General features: G+C 61.1%; 13 protein-coding genes and 3 pseudogenes. 4 read left to right on the top strand and 12 right to left on the bottom strand.

What is annotated here, in order from left to right; translation table 11 throughout:
• Positions 1-103: 103 nt before the first annotated feature.
• A complete protein-coding gene (locus H4V98_RS15450; protein ID WP_280757677.1) occupies positions 104-1090 on the bottom strand; it encodes an MDR family oxidoreductase in 987 nt (328 codons plus the stop codon).
• A gap of 258 nt (positions 1091-1348) precedes the next feature.
• The gene (locus H4V98_RS15445) at positions 1349-1573 is read right to left on the bottom strand and encodes a hypothetical protein (protein ID WP_280757676.1); all 225 of its coding nucleotides are present in this window, start codon (positions 1571-1573) and stop codon (positions 1349-1351) included.
• 159 nt (positions 1574-1732) lie between these two features.
• Between H4V98_RS15445 and H4V98_RS15440 the strand changes: the two are divergent.
• Both H4V98_RS15440 and H4V98_RS15435 read left to right on the top strand, forming a co-directional pair.
• Positions 1733-2070: pseudogene (locus tag H4V98_RS15440) on the top strand (transposase); the annotation flags it as partial.
• A gap of 88 nt (positions 2071-2158) precedes the next feature.
• Positions 2159-3550, top strand: a complete 1392-nt coding sequence (locus tag H4V98_RS15435) for a mercuric reductase (RefSeq protein ID WP_196862346.1) — start codon at positions 2159-2161, stop codon at positions 3548-3550.
• 396 nt (positions 3551-3946) lie between these two features.
• Here the strand turns inward: H4V98_RS15435 and H4V98_RS15430 are convergent, their stop codons facing one another.
• From H4V98_RS15430 to H4V98_RS15410, 5 genes and pseudogenes are all read right to left on the bottom strand, one after another.
• Positions 3947-4924 (bottom strand): NADPH:quinone reductase, encoded by a 978-nt coding sequence (locus tag H4V98_RS15430; RefSeq protein ID WP_196862345.1) that lies wholly within the window; start codon positions 4922-4924, stop codon positions 3947-3949.
• 52 nt (positions 4925-4976) lie between these two features.
• On the bottom strand, positions 4977-5342 hold the full coding sequence (locus tag H4V98_RS15425) for a nitrile hydratase accessory protein (RefSeq protein ID WP_196862344.1): 366 nt from the start codon (positions 5340-5342) through the stop codon (positions 4977-4979).
• Complete coding sequence (gene nthB / locus H4V98_RS15420) at positions 5339-6001, bottom strand: nitrile hydratase subunit beta (RefSeq protein WP_280757675.1); 663 nt, start codon at positions 5999-6001, stop codon at positions 5339-5341. Before nthB ends, H4V98_RS15425 begins: the two co-directional genes overlap by 4 nt.
• A complete protein-coding gene (gene nthA, locus H4V98_RS15415; RefSeq protein WP_196862342.1) occupies positions 5998-6642 on the bottom strand; it encodes a nitrile hydratase subunit alpha in 645 nt (214 codons plus the stop codon). The genes nthB and nthA overlap by 4 nt, the downstream gene beginning before the upstream one ends.
• A 130-nt stretch (positions 6643-6772) precedes the next feature.
• Positions 6773-6886, bottom strand: a pseudogene (locus H4V98_RS15410) (IS1595 family transposase); the annotation flags it as partial.
• A gap of 165 nt (positions 6887-7051) precedes the next feature.
• Here H4V98_RS15410 and H4V98_RS15405 point away from each other — a divergent pair.
• Positions 7052-7606, top strand: a pseudogene (locus H4V98_RS15405) (IS6 family transposase); the annotation flags it as partial.
• Between the two features lie 198 nt (positions 7607-7804).
• Here H4V98_RS15405 and H4V98_RS15400 read toward each other — a convergent pair.
• The 5 genes from H4V98_RS15400 to H4V98_RS15380 all read right to left on the bottom strand — a co-directional run bounded on the left by H4V98_RS15400 (position 7805) and on the right by H4V98_RS15380 (position 15144).
• A complete protein-coding gene (locus tag H4V98_RS15400; protein WP_196862341.1) occupies positions 7805-9823 on the bottom strand; it encodes an ATP-binding protein in 2019 nt (672 codons plus the stop codon).
• A gap of 157 nt (positions 9824-9980) precedes the next feature.
• The gene (mltB, locus tag H4V98_RS15395) at positions 9981-11084 is read right to left on the bottom strand and encodes a lytic murein transglycosylase B (protein ID WP_196862340.1); all 1104 of its coding nucleotides are present in this window, start codon (positions 11082-11084) and stop codon (positions 9981-9983) included.
• A 30-nt stretch (positions 11085-11114) separates the two neighbouring features.
• Entirely contained in the window at positions 11115-13181 is a 2067-nt protein-coding gene (locus H4V98_RS15390; protein WP_231374584.1) for a DUF3488 and transglutaminase-like domain-containing protein, read from the bottom strand.
• On the bottom strand, positions 13175-14203 hold the full coding sequence (locus tag H4V98_RS15385) for a DUF58 domain-containing protein (RefSeq protein WP_196862339.1): 1029 nt from the start codon (positions 14201-14203) through the stop codon (positions 13175-13177). Before H4V98_RS15385 ends, H4V98_RS15390 begins: the two co-directional genes overlap by 7 nt.
• A gap of 20 nt (positions 14204-14223) precedes the next feature.
• Positions 14224-15144, bottom strand: coding sequence for an AAA family ATPase (locus tag H4V98_RS15380; protein ID WP_196862338.1), 921 nt, complete (start codon positions 15142-15144; stop codon positions 14224-14226).
• 41 nt (positions 15145-15185) lie between these two features.
• Between H4V98_RS15380 and H4V98_RS15375 the strand changes: the two genes are divergently transcribed.
• Positions 15186-16139 carry a histone deacetylase family protein gene (locus H4V98_RS15375; protein ID WP_196862337.1) on the top strand — a complete coding sequence of 318 codons (954 nt, stop codon included), beginning with the start codon at positions 15186-15188 and terminating at the stop codon, positions 16137-16139.
• Positions 16140-16144: the final 5 nt, after the last annotated feature.

Here is a 16144-nt window from a genome sequence, read left to right as displayed (position 1 = left end):
CGCTTACACGCATGTTCCTGGGGATGAGAAAAAGATGGTTATGCCAGCGGCTGATGCAGGCCGTCAACAGCTGATAACGCCGCAGGCTGAGCCCGTCAAACGGTCAGGCCGCCAGATCGACCCGCACCCGTCCGCGCACCTGGCCCGCCAGCAGGCGCGGCGCCAGGGCAGCCACCGCCTCCAGGGCAATGGTTTCGGTATTGGCTTCAAGCACATCGGCAGGCAATTCGCGCGCCAGCCGTTCCCAGGCCATCAGGCGCTTAACCATGGGCGCCTGGACGCTGTCAACGCCGGCCAGCGTGATGCTTCGCAAAATGAAGGGCGCCACACTGGCCGGAAAATCCATGCCCTGCGCCAGACCACACGCCGCCACGGTGCCGCCATATTTCAGGCTGGCGCAGACGTTCGCCAGCGTGTGGCTGCCGACGCTGTCCACGGCGGCGGCCCAGCGTTCCTTTTGCAGCGGCTTGCCGGGTGCGCTGAACGTGGCGCGGTCGATTATTTCGCTGGCGCCGAGCTGTTTCAAATGCCCGGCCTCGCCCATCCGGCCGGTCGAAGCATGCACTTCAAAGCCCAGGCCGGCAAGCAGCGCGATGGCAATGCTGCCCACGCCGCCGTTCGCGCCGGTCACCAGCACCGGGCCGGCTGCCGGCGTGACGCCCCGTTCCTGCAAGGCCATGACGCACAGCATGGCCGTGTAGCCGGCCGTACCGATGGCCATGGCCTGGCGCGCCTCCATGCCGGGCGGCATCGGCACCAGCCAGTCGGCCTTGACGCACGCCTTTTGCGCCAGCCCGCCCCAATGGCTTTCGCCGACGCCCCAGCCGTTGAGGATGACCGCGTCACCCGGCTTGAATCGCGCATCCCGGCTTTCGGCCACAGTGCCGGCAAAGTCAATTCCCGGCACCATCGGGAACTTGCGCACCACCGGCGACTGGCCGGTGACGGCCAATGCGTCCTTGTAGTTGACGGTCGAATACGCCACGTTGACCAGCACCTCGCCTTCGGGCAATTGCGCCTCGTCCAGTGAAGTGATGTCGGCGAAGGTGGCGCCTTCAGGGGTTTTGGTCAGCAACAGGGCTTTGAACATGCGATTTCCTTTGTCTGGGTGATTGAATTCTTGGCTTGAACGCACAAACATCGTAGCGCGTCAAATAGAGCGGCTCCGTGCTGACGAGCAAAAGCGCTGAGGGAACCCGTGCGAAAAAGTGTGGTCTAGGCGCGATTTGGAGGCAAGCATCATGTCTTGGCGAAAAGGGCAAGCGTATGGGCAGGATCTGCGGGATCGGGTTCTTGCCGCACCGGGATGGCTTCGGGAGGTTGCTGAACGCTTTGGCGTCAGCGCTTCCTATGTCTCACGAGCGCGTTCGCGCCTGAGCCGGCCAGGCCAGGCCAGGCCAGGCCAGGCCAGGCCAGGCCAGGCCAGGCCAGGCCAGGCCAGGCCAGTGCGGGCGCACAGCGCAATCATGTCCCGCTGCGCTTGGGCGCGCTGAAGGCGTCGCTGCTGGCGCAGGTGGCCTTGGTGCCCGAGCAGACGCTGGTGCAGTTGTGCCAGTGAGTCAAGGCCTAGCACGGCATTGCAGTCGGGCCGACGACCATGGGCAAGACTTTGGTCCGGTCGGGGCTGACGCTAAAAAAAACACGCTGCACGCTAGAAGAGCAAGAACGTGCCGACGCAGCCCAGGCCCGCGCGGACTGGCGCGCACAACAATCTGCGCTGGCGACGGCCGGGCGGCTGGTTTTTCACGATGAGACATGGGCGACAACGAACATGGCCCCGACGCGGGGCCGTTCGCCCCGGGGAGAACGCTGCCTGGGGCATGCGCCATTTGGCCACTGGGACACCACGACGTTTGTCTGCGCGCTGAGCCAGGACGGGCTGCTGGCGCCGCTGGTGCTGGACGGGCCGATCAACGGGGCGGCATTTGTGGCCTGGGTGGAACAGTTTTTGGCACCCGAACTGCGCGCCGGCGACAGCGTGGTGATGGATAACCTGCGCTCGCACAGGTGGCAGGTGTCAAAGCGGCCATTGAGGGCGCGGGCGCTGCGCTGCGTTACCCGCCGCCGTACTGAGGTTGCCCCATCACGCGATAACCTTAACCTGTACTGAGCGAAAGCTGGATTTTTTGTTTTAAAGTCAAGGCTTTGGGAGCATTGCATGAACAAGAACAAGCCCGTCATCGAGTTCGACGTCGTTGTGATCGGCGCCGGCCAAGCAGGTCCTAACCTTGCCATGACGCTGGCTGGACGCGGCGAGAAGGTTGCCTTGATAGAAGGGGGACTGGTCGGTGGTTCTTGCGTCAATCACGGCTGCACGCCGACCAAGACCCTACGCAAAAGCGCCCGGGTCGCGTATCTGGCAGGTCGTGCTGGCGACTTTGGTATCCAGGCCGGAAAAATCGAAATCGGCTTCGCGGCCGCTATGGAGCGGATGCAGCAGCGGGTCGACGAATCGCGAGCCGGGCTGGAAAAATCGATCACCGGGCAAGACGGCCTGACCTTGTTGCGGGGCTGGGGCGCCTTTGTGGGCCAAGCCGGTGACCGGTTCGAGCTGACTGCCGGGGACCAAGCGCTGCGGGCCGCGCGGGTTTTCCTCAACACCGGCACCCGCGCGCTCATTCCGCCGCTTCCGGGCATCGATGACGTGCCGCATCTGGACAACGTCAGCTTGCTCCAGCTTCGCGAGCTTCCGCGCCATCTTGTCATCATCGGCGGCAGTTACATCGGTCTCGAAATGGGGCAAATTTTTCGCCGGCTCGGCAGCGAAGTCACCGTGATTGAGGCCGGTCCGCGCATCACCCGCCATGAAAACGAGGCTGTTTCAAAGGCGATCACCGAAATGCTGCTGGAAGAAGGCATCAATTTTCACACCGGCAACGAGGTTGAGCAGGTGGAAAACACTTCCGATGCCGGAATCGCCGTGACAGTGGGCGGACAGCGGATCGCAGGCTCGCACCTTCTGGTTGCCACCGGGCGCAGCCCGAACACCGAGCGCCTTAACTTGGCGGCGGTCGGGGTCAAGACCGACGAACGCGGCTTTGTACCCACCGATGGCAAGCTTCAAACCAATGTGCCAGGCATCTGGGCGGTGGGGGACATCAACAAGCGCGGTGCTTTCACACACACCAGCTACCAGGATGGACAAATCGTGCTGGCCAATCTTATGGGCGGCGCACGCTCCGTTGACAGCCGGGTATCGACCTACGCGATGTACACCGATCCGCCGCTGGGCCGGGTCGGCCTGTCGGAGGACGAAGCTAGAAAGTCGGGCCGCGCTACGCTGGCAGCGAATTATCAGATGAAGGACGTCAGCCGGGCCAAGGAGGAGGGGGAGACCGCGGGTTTGATGCAGATATTGGTGGACGAGCAAAGCGAAAAGATCGTCGGTGCGTCGCTGCTGGGGTTCGGCTGCGACGAGGTAATTCAGGTGATCAGCAGTTTCATGGCCACCGGCGCCCGTTACCAGCTACTGCGCGATGCCTTGCCAATCCATCCCACGGTCGCCGAATTTCTGCCCTTCCTGCTGGACAAGCTCGAGCCGCTGAAATAGTGTCCCGAGACTGATGCTCTGAACATGAGCAGCACCGCCTGTATGGATTTTGTTGTCATAAATGCCCAAAAGCAGGACTTTCTCTTGCACGGCTGATGCGGTTGGATTGTGGTTTCGCATCAACCCAAAGCAAAGCAGGTAGATGGCGCAGATGCGCTATCTCGAACGCGTTTACCCATCCACGCAGAGCTGAGTCAGGTCTGGGAAACTCTGCTGAGGATGAGCATAAGCCACACTGCGAGCAACAAATTGCGACTGTTCGTTATGTAGTGACCAGCACTGGGAAAAATGGCAAACTGGGCAGCCGTTGTTGGGGCCTTGAGTTGTCGTGGCTGTGAGAAATTCACGTATTTTCCCAAAGGCGATGCTAAATTTGATCAGGCTGCAAGCCCCTCGTCACATCACAATTTGCACGCTTCCAATGGTCGCACCGTTCTCAACTGCTTCGTGCGCCAAAGCGATTTCATCCAGACTGAAGGTGGCCCCGATTTTGTGTGCCAGCGAGTTCGACTCCAACATTGCCATCAATTTTGCTGTGATGATTTCACGGTCTGCGTCCTTCAGGTCGTAGACGAGAAATGCATTGATTTCAAAGGAGCCGAACAGCATGGCGCGAAAGTCGACTGGAATTGCGCCAACGCTATTCGAGCCGTAGGTGACCAGCGTGCCATGAGCCTTCAGTACGCCCTGGCCTAAAAGCCCAGCCGTTGAAGCAAAGTCCATATCAATAATTCCATCAACGCCATAGTCGGCTGTAATTTGCTTGATCCTCTGCGCGATGGCTTCGGTTTTGTAATCCAGAACGTGGGCCGCACCGCCCTCGCTGGCATGCGACTTTCGGTGGGCTGAACCGGCTGTTCCAATCACGGTTGCGCCATGCAATACAGCCAATTGCGTGATGTAGTTCCCGACCACGTTGCCTGCGCCGGTAACCAGCACGGTTTTACCCTTCAGCGAACCCGCCAGATGCACTGCCTGCAAGGCTGTCAATACCGGGATGCCAAGGCATGCTGCCACTTCAAAGTCAACCTCCGGTGGGAGCGCAACAGCCTGTGACTGGGGAAGGGCGATGAATTCAGCCGCAGTACCCATGGGCCGCTGCCATTGACCATTCCATAGCCATACGCGCTGGCCAACCCGTTCCTGGGCAACTCCCTCCCCCACTGAATGGATAACACCCCCGCCGTCGCTGTGCGGGACAATGAGTTCAGCATTCACAGGGCGACCCTGGCGGGACTTCACATCGGACGGATTGATGCCGGATCGGTATATCTTCACCAACACTTCACCGGGACCAGGTTTTGGCGTGGGCAATTCACCTACCACCAGCACGTCGCGTGCCGTCCCATTCTTCGTGTACCAGGCTGCCTTCATTTGATATCCTTTGTCGGTGTGATCAGAGTTCGGTCAAGGGCATGACCCGCATTCAGGACTTGAAGTCCAGTTCCCGTAATTCAATCGGTCGTCCATGCGGTGTCCGGTCTGCCGCATGGTCCCAAGCCTGCTGGTAACGCTTAAGTTCGGCATCAGTGCTGAGTTGCTTCGTCGTCACCAGGCTTTCCAATGCCGCCAGCCAATGGTGGTAATAGGTGTCACCCAGATCTGGATCGCCTTGGGCCTGCGCGAGCGCAATATGCTGCGACAGGGCCTGCGCCCACTCGCTCCAGGTGAATAGACCTCGTTCATGGAGCGAGATCGTCATTGCAAAGGCTTGGGCTTCCCACGGTTCGCGAAACACCGGGCCGTTGACATCCTTGGGCTGCCCGGACAGAAGGTGGGTTGGCGCATTCATTGCGTCCGCTCCAGGTAGGGTTCCCATGCATCGACGTACACCGTCAAGCCAGGATCGGCCTCCTGCCCCCACAAAGTAGTGCCTTCAAAAGCGACGCTGTAGAGCCACTGCGGCTGTTCACCCAAGCCCTGGGCGTTGGTGTCTGGAAAGACATGCACGGCCCGAACGGCCGCGATGCGCCCCGCTTTGCCTCGCGCATAGGCGGGTAGCCGTGTGTGGTGATCTGCCAGACCTTCAGAAGTGCGCACACAGTCACCTACAGAAAAACTGGCAGGACTTGCCGCAGACCGCTCGGTAGGCGCACCTCTGGCCAGCACACCGGCCACCATTGGTGCGACGAGAACCTTTTTTACTGGAAGTGCAGGGGACAGCATGTGGCCTGCCTGGATTTCTTCGGCGGTGACAAGCCCTCGCTCTGTCAAGAGTTTGCACAGGCCATTGAGCCATATCTGGTAGTAGCTCAGCGAAAGGTAGTTTGGCAGTGTTTCCCTTGCGCTACGGCTCATGTTAATGTTCCATGAACCCGTAGAGCCCATGGCCAAGGTCAGGGCAAACGCACTGGCTTCCCAAGTGCCATGAAACATAGGCTCGTTTGATTCCTTCAGAACAGGTCCCATGCCGGTTTGACCACCCAGATCAGCAAAGCTTTGGTAGTTCATGGTTTGACTGCCGGTGCCGCAGGCAATCCAGTGCCGATCATGGCGTCTCGAGTTACCCACGCCGCCAGCTCGTCTTCTTGCAGGTGAACAGTTTCGGCAGGGCGTAGAGGAACGACCAGGTAACGTATTTCCGCCGTGGAATCCCAGACACGGATTTCAGTCGATTCGAGGAGCGTGACGCCAAAGTCTGACAAGACGCCGCGTGGATCTTTGACCGCCCGCGAGCGGTAGGGCGCACTCTTGTACCAAACCGGCGGCAGTCCTAAAACGGTTACTGGATAACAGCTGCAAAGGGTGCAAACCACCATGTTGTGGACACTAGACGTGTTTTCAACCGCAACCATGTGCTCGCCTTGGCGGCCTGTGTATCCAAGTGAGGCGATAGCCGCCGTGGCGTCTTCCAGCAGCCATTCGCGGTAAGCTGGATCCATCCATGCCCTTGCCACCACGCGAGCACCATTGCGCGGACCAATCTTGTTTTGGTAAGTGTCGATCAGGACATCCAGGGCGTCAGGATCTACATACCCCTTTTGGGACAGCACCGTTTTCAATGCAAGCACCCGGGTTTCGGTTTCGCTGAGATCGCTGTGATCATCGGCGTTATGGTCGTGGTCGTGGTCGTGGTCGTGGTCGTGAGTCATCTCGAAATGCTATACGAATTCGCGATGTTCGTCTCAGATTATGCCAAGCCGGCTTTGCCACCGAAGCAACATCAATGATATGGCTTCTAGCCGCCAGCTTGTATAAACGCCAAGCCGTCCACAGCAAAGGCTATGTCACCGTTAAATGTGGAAATTTCTCCAGGGCCATCGCCAGAATGCCTTCCCGTGAGTTGGCATGATGAGTGTCCAAGCAGCGGAACCACCCCGGGTAGTTGTCCGTATGCGGTCAATTAACCGCGTACCTTGCGCCATCGGCGCGGGTGTAATTGGAACGGCGAAAGTGCGTTGGCTGACCGCTGCTCAGCGGCCGGGCAATGCGAGTCGCCAGGGCAGTAGCGCCTCGTAGTCCTCTGCCGTTTGCGCGCCAGGCAAGGCGGTGAGCAATGCAGTATTTGTCGACCATTCTTCGATCAACCGCTGGGGAATCGGATTTCTGCCCTTGCTGGAAAAACTTTTTCGCAAACACAAACGCCCGGTGGACGCCAGTTGGCGCATGGACGAAACTTATAACAAGGTCAAAGGCGCCTGGAAATACCTGTATCGTGCGGTGGACAAGGAGGGGAAAACGGCCGACTTCCTACTGACGGTCCGGCGCGACAATGCCGCAGCCCTGCGGTTTTTTGACAAAGCCATGAAGGCCAGCGGTGTTCCCGAAAAGGTCACGATGGACAAGAGCGGCGCCAACAAGGCGGCCATGGATGAGATCAATGCTGGAAGTGAAACGCCGGTCATCGTGCGGCAAGTCAAATGCCTGAACAACATCGCCGGGCAGGACTGCCAACAGATGCTCAACTTCAAGTCATTTCGGGCTGCCAGAAATGTCCTGGCCGGCATCGAACTCATGCACAAGATCCGCAATGGTCAGCTCTTGCTGGAAGGCTGCAGCGAGCTGTCTTTTGCCGACCAGTTTTATGCATTGGCAGGACAAATCAGTTCCGTTTGAGGAATTGGCATGCGTTCCTGCGCCAAGCTCGTTCATCAGCCGGCAACGCGACAGATGGCCTGGTCGTCCCACCTACACCGCTGGTGTTGACGTGAGGCAACAACCCATCTCAGGGTGGGACCTCGCAGCAACGGCATCAATGTGCCAAAGTGGAGATTGTTCGCAACCACTTCAAACCTGGAGGCCCCGCCATGAAATCTACCGCACAACTGCCTGTACCCTGGGCAGGGAAAAGAAAAAAATCGCCCCCAAATCGGGCGCTGACTCAGCCCAGATGTTTCCTCCGTGGCGCACGATGATGCGGTTCACCGTGGCCAGCCCGATACCTGTTCCGGGAAAGTCCACCACTTCATGCAAACGCTGAAATGGCTGGAAGAGCTTTTCGGCATAGGCCATGTCAAAGCCAGCGCCGTTGTCCTGCACAAAAAAAACCGTGTTTCCTGCGGCATCCAGTTTTTGGCCGATGCTGATCTGGGCTTCGGCTAGTTTCGAGCTGTACTTCCATGCGTTGTTCATCAGGTTTTCCAGCACCAACCGCAGCAATCCAGCATCGCCGTGCGTCTGCAGGCCCGACTCAATGTTGAACGTTGTCTTGCGCTCCGGCTGACGCGCCTGCAAGTCCTTGGTAATGCTGCTGGCCAGCGCCGACAAATTCACCGGCTCATACCGAATTTGCGTATTCGCGACCTGCGCCAGCATCAGCAGGTCGGCAATCAAGCGCTCCATCTGCGCTGCACCATCCTGGATTCGCGACAGGAAATACAGCGCTTTGTCGTTGTCGCTGCCCGTCAGCTCTTTGGCCAGCAACCGGCTGAAGCCGTCAATGGTGTTGAGTGGTGAGCGCAGGTCATGCGACACCGTATAAGAAAACGTTTCGAGTTCCCGGTTTGCCGCGAGCAAAACAGCTTCGTGGTTCTTGATATCGGTGATGTCGGAAATATGGCCGTGCCACAGGGTGCTGCCATCGTCCATTTTTTCGGGCTGCGCGTGACCTGCCAGCCAACGTACGCCTCGGTGTGGGTGGTTGAGCCGGAACTCATGCTGCCAAGGTTGCAGGGTGCGGGCAGATTCAGCGATGGAGGCATCTATCGCCTGTTGATCCTCCGGGTGCAGGTTGACAAGCAATGCTTTTGCATTTTCACGAACCTGCGTCACTGTGACGCCGTAAGTATTCAGAACACCTTGGCTGGCATAAGGCACCGCCGAGTGGCCATCCGCAAACAGGCGGTACTGGTAAATCATGCCCGGTACATGCTGAGAGAGTTTTTCCAGCAGTTCATGGCTGGCGCGCAGGCGCATCTGGTTTTCAAAAAGCGCCTGTAACGCCTCTTCCTTTTTCCTTGTGGTACCCAGCAGGCTCCACCCCATGAGCAGTGTCACCAGTGTCACCGCACTGGCCATGAGCAGTATCTGGCGCTGCTGCTGGTGCACTGATTCCAGCATTTCAGCAACACTGGGGCCAATGACGACGCTCAGCCCGTAGTTTGGTAAACGAACGTAGCTGAGCAAGCGCTCGACACCATCGGCTTGGGAAATGCGACGAAAGTTGCCCTGCAGGGGGGCGCCGGGATCTGCATAGGGTGAAGGATTGATGGTCTTGCCAACGTACTGGTCCTGCTTGCTGGAGCGCAGCATGACCTCGCCCGAGTCACGCACCATGCTCGCCACGCCATAATTTCCCAATCTGGCCTGTTCATAGAAGTTAACGAAATAATCGGGGTTGACCGAAATCACCATCACACCGACAAACCGATCCTTGTCGAATATTGGCCGGCTCAACTGGATGGACCATTTGCCGGACACCCGGCCCTTGACCGGACTGCTGACAAAGAGCTTGTCCTGAAGGCCAGCCAGATGCACCTTGAAATGTTCACGGTCACCCAAAAAAGACGGTGCCTTGGGCATTCCCAGGCTGCTGTAGCTCAACCATCCCTGGGCATCAATAATGGCGATCTGGAGGATCATTTCGCCCAGAAAATCACGGTACGCCTTGACATCTTCTTGCAGTTCAGCGGGATGACCGGTCGAAATTTTGCGCAGTTTAAGCAGGGCGTGGTCTACGCTGCGAAAGGTGGCTGTCGTGTGCTGCGCGAACAGCAAAGCCAGTGTGTCAGTCTGCTGGCGACTGTTTTCGATTTGCCGGTTTTCGGAGCGGGCGTGGTTCCAGGCCACTGCTGACCAGAGCACCGCCAGCAAACACGCTAGCAGTAAGGCCAATTTGGGGCGGAGACTTGATTTTTTCCATGAATTCAATTTTTCACCATATTTGTTACTACGGTGATGATATTTTACAAAATTGAGTGAAATTTTCCTGAAAGCATCACCATGCGCACAATGTGAGCAAAAAGTCGCAATTACCGGCCCGCCTAAAAGCTTAGCGACCGGTGCCCCTGTCCATCGCCTGCGCCACTTCGCGCCCCAGTTCGATCACCGACATCGCGTAATAACTGCTCCAGTTGTAGCGTGTGATGACGTAGAAGTTCTCGGTGCCCGCCACATAGCTCGGGGCGTCGGGGCCGTTGAGCAACTCGACCAGCGCCAGCGGGCCTGGGTGCTGCAGCGCCGGGCCTTCGAGCACCGCGCCCTTGGCCGTGAAGCTGGCCACGCCGAAGGTCGGCAGGATGTCTGGCGCCATCAGCGCGTCCATGTCAAGGCGGGATGCGTCAAAATTCACCGGGTAGTGCGTCGGCATGCCGGGCTGCCAGCCGTAGGCCTTGAAGTAACTGGCGACCGAGCCGATCACGTCGGCCGGGCTGTTCCACAGGTCGATGCTGCCGTCGCCGTCGAAGTCCACGGCGTACTTGGCCTGGCTGGACGGCATGAACTGGGGCATGCCCATGGCGCCGGCATAGCTGCCCAGGGGTTGGAAGGGGTCGGCATCGCGGCGGCTCTCCATGGTCAGGAATTGCTCGATCTCGCCCTTGAAATAGTCGCTGCGCTCCTTCGCGCGCGCATGGCTGGACGGGTAATCGAAGGCCAGCGTGGCCAGCGAATCCATCACCCGGAAGCTGCCGGTGTTGCGGCCGTAAATGGTTTCCACGCCGATGATGCCGACGATGATCTCGGCCGGAACGCCGTACTCGGCTTCGGCGCGCGCCAGGGTGCGGCGGTTGGCCTGCCAGAAATCGACCCCGGCGCGAATCCGGACCGGGTCGATGAAGCGGCTGCGGTAGGCGCGCCAGTTTTTCACGAAGGTTTTCGTCGGCGGCTGCATCAGCCGCGACACGGTCGGGTTGAAGCGCGACTGGCCGATGGCTTGCCGCACCCACGCGGGGTCGAGGTTGCGGCGGCTCGCCAGGTCGTCGGCAAACAGCATCGCGTCCTCGCGGGTGGCGTACAGCGCGCCCTGCGCCTGCGCGGCTCTGGCGGGAGGTTTGTTTTTAGAGGATTTTGCAGCTTCAGCGCTTGTCAGGCATGCGCTTGCAGCTATGAAAAAAATAGCAAGCCTGAATTGGGGAGAACGGGTTTGAATGGACATGCGGGAAAGTGAATAGGCTGAAGGCGGATTTTAGGCAGGCCAGCGCAGACGGCTGTATTGCTGGCGGAGCTGGCCCAGCTGGCGGTGCAGCGTCTGGACCGGGGCTGGCGTTGTTGCAATCGGCTTCGTGGTGGCACCGGGCAAAGGGCTGCTGGCGGCATAGCGCTGCATTTCCAGCTGCATCAGCCAGTCATGCAGCGCTTGCCCCGAGGGGCCGTATTTTTGCAGCACCTGCCGGGCTAACTGGCGCGGCGACGTGGCCGGCGTGCTGTCGATGCCGGCGCGGGCCAGCCGCTTGCGCGCCTGCTCCAGCAGCCGGAGCCACGGGTCGTGCTGGCTGCGTTCCCACCACGTCCAGCCGACGCCGGCCAGGCTGGCCAGCACCACGGCGCCGATCAGCAGCGTGGCCAGGTCTTCCCAGCCGGGGGTTTCAAAGCCGATGTCTTTGAGCAAGTTCAGCTGCCGGCCCTGGGTGTAGTTGAGCACCCACTGGGACCAGCCGTTGTTGACCGCTTCCCAGGTGGCGCGCACGCGGGCCGACAGGTTGGGGCTGAAATTGCCGATTGCCTGCGCAACCGCGCTGCGGGGCGGGGTCAGTCGCTGGAAGGTGCCGGTGCGTCCGGGCGCCACGGCCGAGGTCGGATCGACGCGCGTCCAGCCGCGTCCGGCCTGCCAGACTTCGGCCCAGGCATGGGCGTCGCTTTGCCGCACTACCCAAAAACCGTCCACGGCGTTCATCTCGCCGCCCTGGTAGCCGGTGACGAGGCGCGCCGGTATGTCGAGCGCGCGCATCAAAATCACAAAACTCGACGCAATGTGCTCGCAAAAGCCTTCCTTGCGGTCAAACCAGAACTCGTCGGCGGTGTCCCGGCCATAAATACCAGGGTCCAGCGTGTAGCTGTAGCCGCCCGTGCGCAGCCGGTCCATCGCCACCTGCACCAGTGCAGCGGCGTCGGCCTGGGCATAGCGCGGGTCGCGCCGCAGTTCAGCCGCCAGCGCCAGCGTGCGCGGGTTGAAGCCCGGCGGCAGGTCTAAAAACTCCTGCAGCCCCAGCACCTGCTGCGCCGGCCCATGGCTGAAGTTCGGGTAACTGACGGCCTTGTAACGAACCAGGTCGGTGATGGGCCGGTTTGTCAGCCACTGCAGGTCGTCCTGCATCACCGTGCGGTAGCCGGGCAGCACCGGGCTTTGCGCCGCCGCTTCGAGCAGGAACAGCCAGGGCCGGTTGGTCGGCTGCAGCGTGACTTCATAGGGCACGGGCTGGCCGGACACCGCCAGATCGGCGGGCAGGGCGTAGCGCTCCGGCAGGCTGGCGCGCAAGGGCAGCCACTGCCGGCCGTCAAAGCTGGACAGCACCGGGCCCCGAAGGTACAAATCACGCTGCGGCGGCGTCTCGCCCTCGAACTTGATGCGCATCGCCACGCTGTCGTCCAGCGCCAGCGTGGCGATGCTGCCGACTTCCATGCTGGCGCTCAGGCCGCTGCGCCCGGTCATGGTATCGCTGGGCATGCCCCACAGCGGCGCCATGCGCGGAAACAGCACAAACAACACCACCATGATGGGCGCGCCCAGCAGCGCCATGGTGCCAGCTGTCCTGGCGGCCTGCACCAGCGGCGGCTTGCCGACCGGCATGTGGGCATTCACCAGCGCCGTCAGCAGGCCGAGCAGGCCAATCACCATGCTGACGGCGGTCAGCAGCGACTGCGAATAAAAGAAGTTGCTCAGCATGCAGAAAAAGCCGAGGAAAAAGACCACGAAGGCGTCGCGCCGGGCGCGCAGCTCCAGGGTCTTGAGCGTGATCAGCACCACCAGCAATGTCACGCCGGCGTCGCGGCCCAGCAGCGTGCCATGGCTGACATAAGTCGCGCCCAGCGTCAGCGCCAGCAGCAGCAGCAGCCAGCGCTTGGCGGGCAGGGCGCGGGCATCCAGCGCCAGCCAGCCGCGCCACAGCAGCACCGCGCCACTGCCCAGGCTGCACCACAGCGGCAGGCGGCCGGCCTGCGGCAACAGTACCCAGGCAATCACGGCCAGCAGGAACAGCGTGTCCCGTCCGTCGCGCGGCAGGCTTCGCAGTGTGGCCAGCCCGGGCATCAGCATGTGGCCAGCGCTTCCAGGCAATGCCGCTTGTGCGCTTCGCCGCTGGCTGGCCGGATGTCGCCAGCGGTCAAGCGCAGGCCATACTGCATGCCCAGCCGGTCGGCCTGCAGCACCCAGGCGCAGAGCCGCGACAACTGGCGTTCCAGGTCGGGCGGTCCGGCCTGGCGGATGTCGAGCCACAGTTCATGGCGCTGCGCCTGCTGGGTGTCGCGTACCACCATCCCAACGTTTTCACTGGCCTGGTCGCCGGCCTTGGCGGCTTTTTTCCAGAGCACGTTTTTCAGCGGATCGCCACGCCTGTAACCACGCACGCCGTCGAATTCGCCGCTGCTTTGCGCGCGCGCTGCATCGCCTGCGCCCTGGGCGCGCGGCTCACCGGGCGGCAAGGGCGGCGGGCTGGCCTCGGGCGCGGGGTAGACCATGACCTGCGCGGCGGGTCGCCAGACCGTCCAGACCCGGAAGGTGCCCAGCGGAAAACGCGTTTCGGCCGTCAGCGTCGGCAGGCGGTGCAGGCCGCGCCGCTGTGGCGTGAAGGCCACCTGCACCAGGCTGCTGCCCTGCGCCGGCACGTCGGTCCAGGCCCAGTGCCGCCCGGCGCCTGGCTGGCCGTCAACCGCCTGCGGGTCCAGCAAGCTCAGGCCGATGCCGTGGCGAACGGATCGCCGCGTATTCGTGAGTTTGATGTCAAAAGCGGTGCTGGCGCCCGCGTAGTGTGCGTTAGGCGCTATCAAATTCATGGCAAGGCCACGCAGCGTACCGTGGCACACATGCATGCCGACCAGCGCCGTGCCGGCCAGCAGAAAAGTCAGCAAGTAGCCCAGGTTGAGCTGGTAGTTGATCGAGGCGACCAGCAGCACCGCCAGTGTCAAAAACAGCAGCATGCCGGCGCGCGTCGGCAAAATATAGACGGTTCGCTGCGTCAGCGTCACGCTGTCGGCCAGCGGCAGGCGGGATTCAAACCAATGTCGAAGGCGTGTCCTGACAAACGACAGCGGCTTGGGAAGAGCGGCGAACGCGGCCATGAAAAGATCCAGCCTCCGCGTCAAGGCAGCGGCACGGCGTCGAGCATGGCGCGCACCTGTTCGACCGCGCCCCGCCCGGCACTGCTCACCGGCACCAATCGGTGCGCGGCGGTTTGCGGCAGGATGGCGGCAATGTCGTCCGGCGCGACGTAATCCCGGCCGCTCAAAAAGGCCTGCGCCTTGGCCGCCCGCATGATGGCAATGCCGGCGCGCGGGCTCAGCCCCTGCAAAAACCAGTGGCCCGAACGGGTCGCGGCAATCAGGTCCTGAAGGTAATTGAGCAGCGGCTCGGCGGCATGCACCTGCTGGACCAGTTGCTGCAATTCCAGCAACTCGTGCGGCGCCAGCATGGCCGGCAGGGTATCTAGCATCTCGCGCCGGTCTGCGCCCTTGAGCAGTTCGCGTTCGGCGGCGCGGTCAGGGTAACCCAGAGAAATCCGCATGTGAAAACGGTCAAGCTGCGACTCGGGCAGGGCGTAGGTGCCGAGCTGGTCATGCGGGTTTTGCGTGGCAATGACAAAAAACGGCAATGGCAGCGGGCGCGTCTGGCCTTCGATCGTCACCTGCTTTTCTTCCATGGCCTCCAGCAGGGCGCTCTGCGTCTTGGGGCTGGCGCGGTTGATTTCGTCGGCCAGCAAAACCTGCGCAAACATCGGCCCGGGGTGGAACACGAAGCTTTCCTTTTGCCTCTCGTAGATCGACACGCCTGAAAGATCGCTGGGCATCAGGTCGGCGGTGAACTGCACGCGTGAAAACTGCAGCCCGAATGAGCGCGACAGCGCATGGGCCAGGGTGGTTTTGCCGACGCCCGGAACGTCTTCAATCAGCAGGTGGCCGCCCGCCAGCAAGCAGGCCACGCAGTCGCTGACCTGGGCGGTTTTGCCCACAATCACCGTGTTAAGCTGATTCAGCAACGCCTTGAGTTTTTCTTTCACATGCATGCTTTGAACGATAACGTAATTTTTAACATGATTTACTCGTCATGAACAAAACCGGCTATTTCACCCACCCGGATTTCTTGAAGCATGAAATGGGGCCGGGCCATCCCGAATGCCCCGAACGGCTTGAGGCGATCGAGCGCCAGCTTCAGGCGTCCGGCCTGGCCGATTCGCTGGAACGCCGCGACGTGCCGCTCGCGGCCATCGGCGACATCGAGCTGGCGCATGACCGCATGCTGGTGGCGGCGATTCGCGGCTTGGGTCAGCAGCTGGCCGACGACATCGTGGCTGGCGGCCCGAGCCATGTGCAGATCGACCCCGACACCATGATGAACGTCCACACCTGGACGGCTGCGCTGCGCGCAGCAGGTGCGGCCATTGCAGCCACCGACAGCGTCGTGGCGGGCGAAATAACCAACGCCTTTTGCGCCGTGCGGCCGCCCGGCCACCATGCCGAGCGCAGCAAGGCCATGGGATTCTGCTTTTTCAACAATATCGCCATTGCCGCCAAGTACGCGCTGGAGCGCCACGGCCTCAAGCGCGTGGCGATTGTCGATTTCGACGTGCACCACGGCAACGGCACCGCCGACATCATTCAGGGCGACCCGCGCATCCTGATGGTGAGCTTTTTCCAGCATCCGCTGTTTCCGTTCAGCGGTGCTGACAGCGATGCACCCAACATGCTCAACCTGCCGGTGCCGGCGAATACCCGGGGCATGGACATTCGCGAAATGATCGACATGATGTGGATTCCCCGGCTGGAAGACTTCAAGCCGCAAATGATCTTCATCAGCGCCGGTTTTGATGCCCACCGCGACGACGAACTCGGCCAGATGAACCTGAACGAACAGGATTTCGCCTGGATCACCGCACGTATCAAGCAGGTTGCCGACCGCCATGCCAAAGGCCGCATTGTGTCGTCGCTGGAGGGCGGCTACAGCCAGGGTGCGCTGGGCCGCAGCGTCGAGGCACATCTTCGCGTGCTGGCTGATTTATAGGAGTT

Source organism: Polaromonas sp. CG_23.6, from assembly GCF_029892315.1.
Classification (GTDB): Bacteria; Pseudomonadota; Gammaproteobacteria; order Burkholderiales; family Burkholderiaceae_C; genus Polaromonas.
The sequence above is the reverse complement of the archived record's forward strand: the minus strand, read 5'-3'. Positions and strand labels throughout refer to the sequence as shown.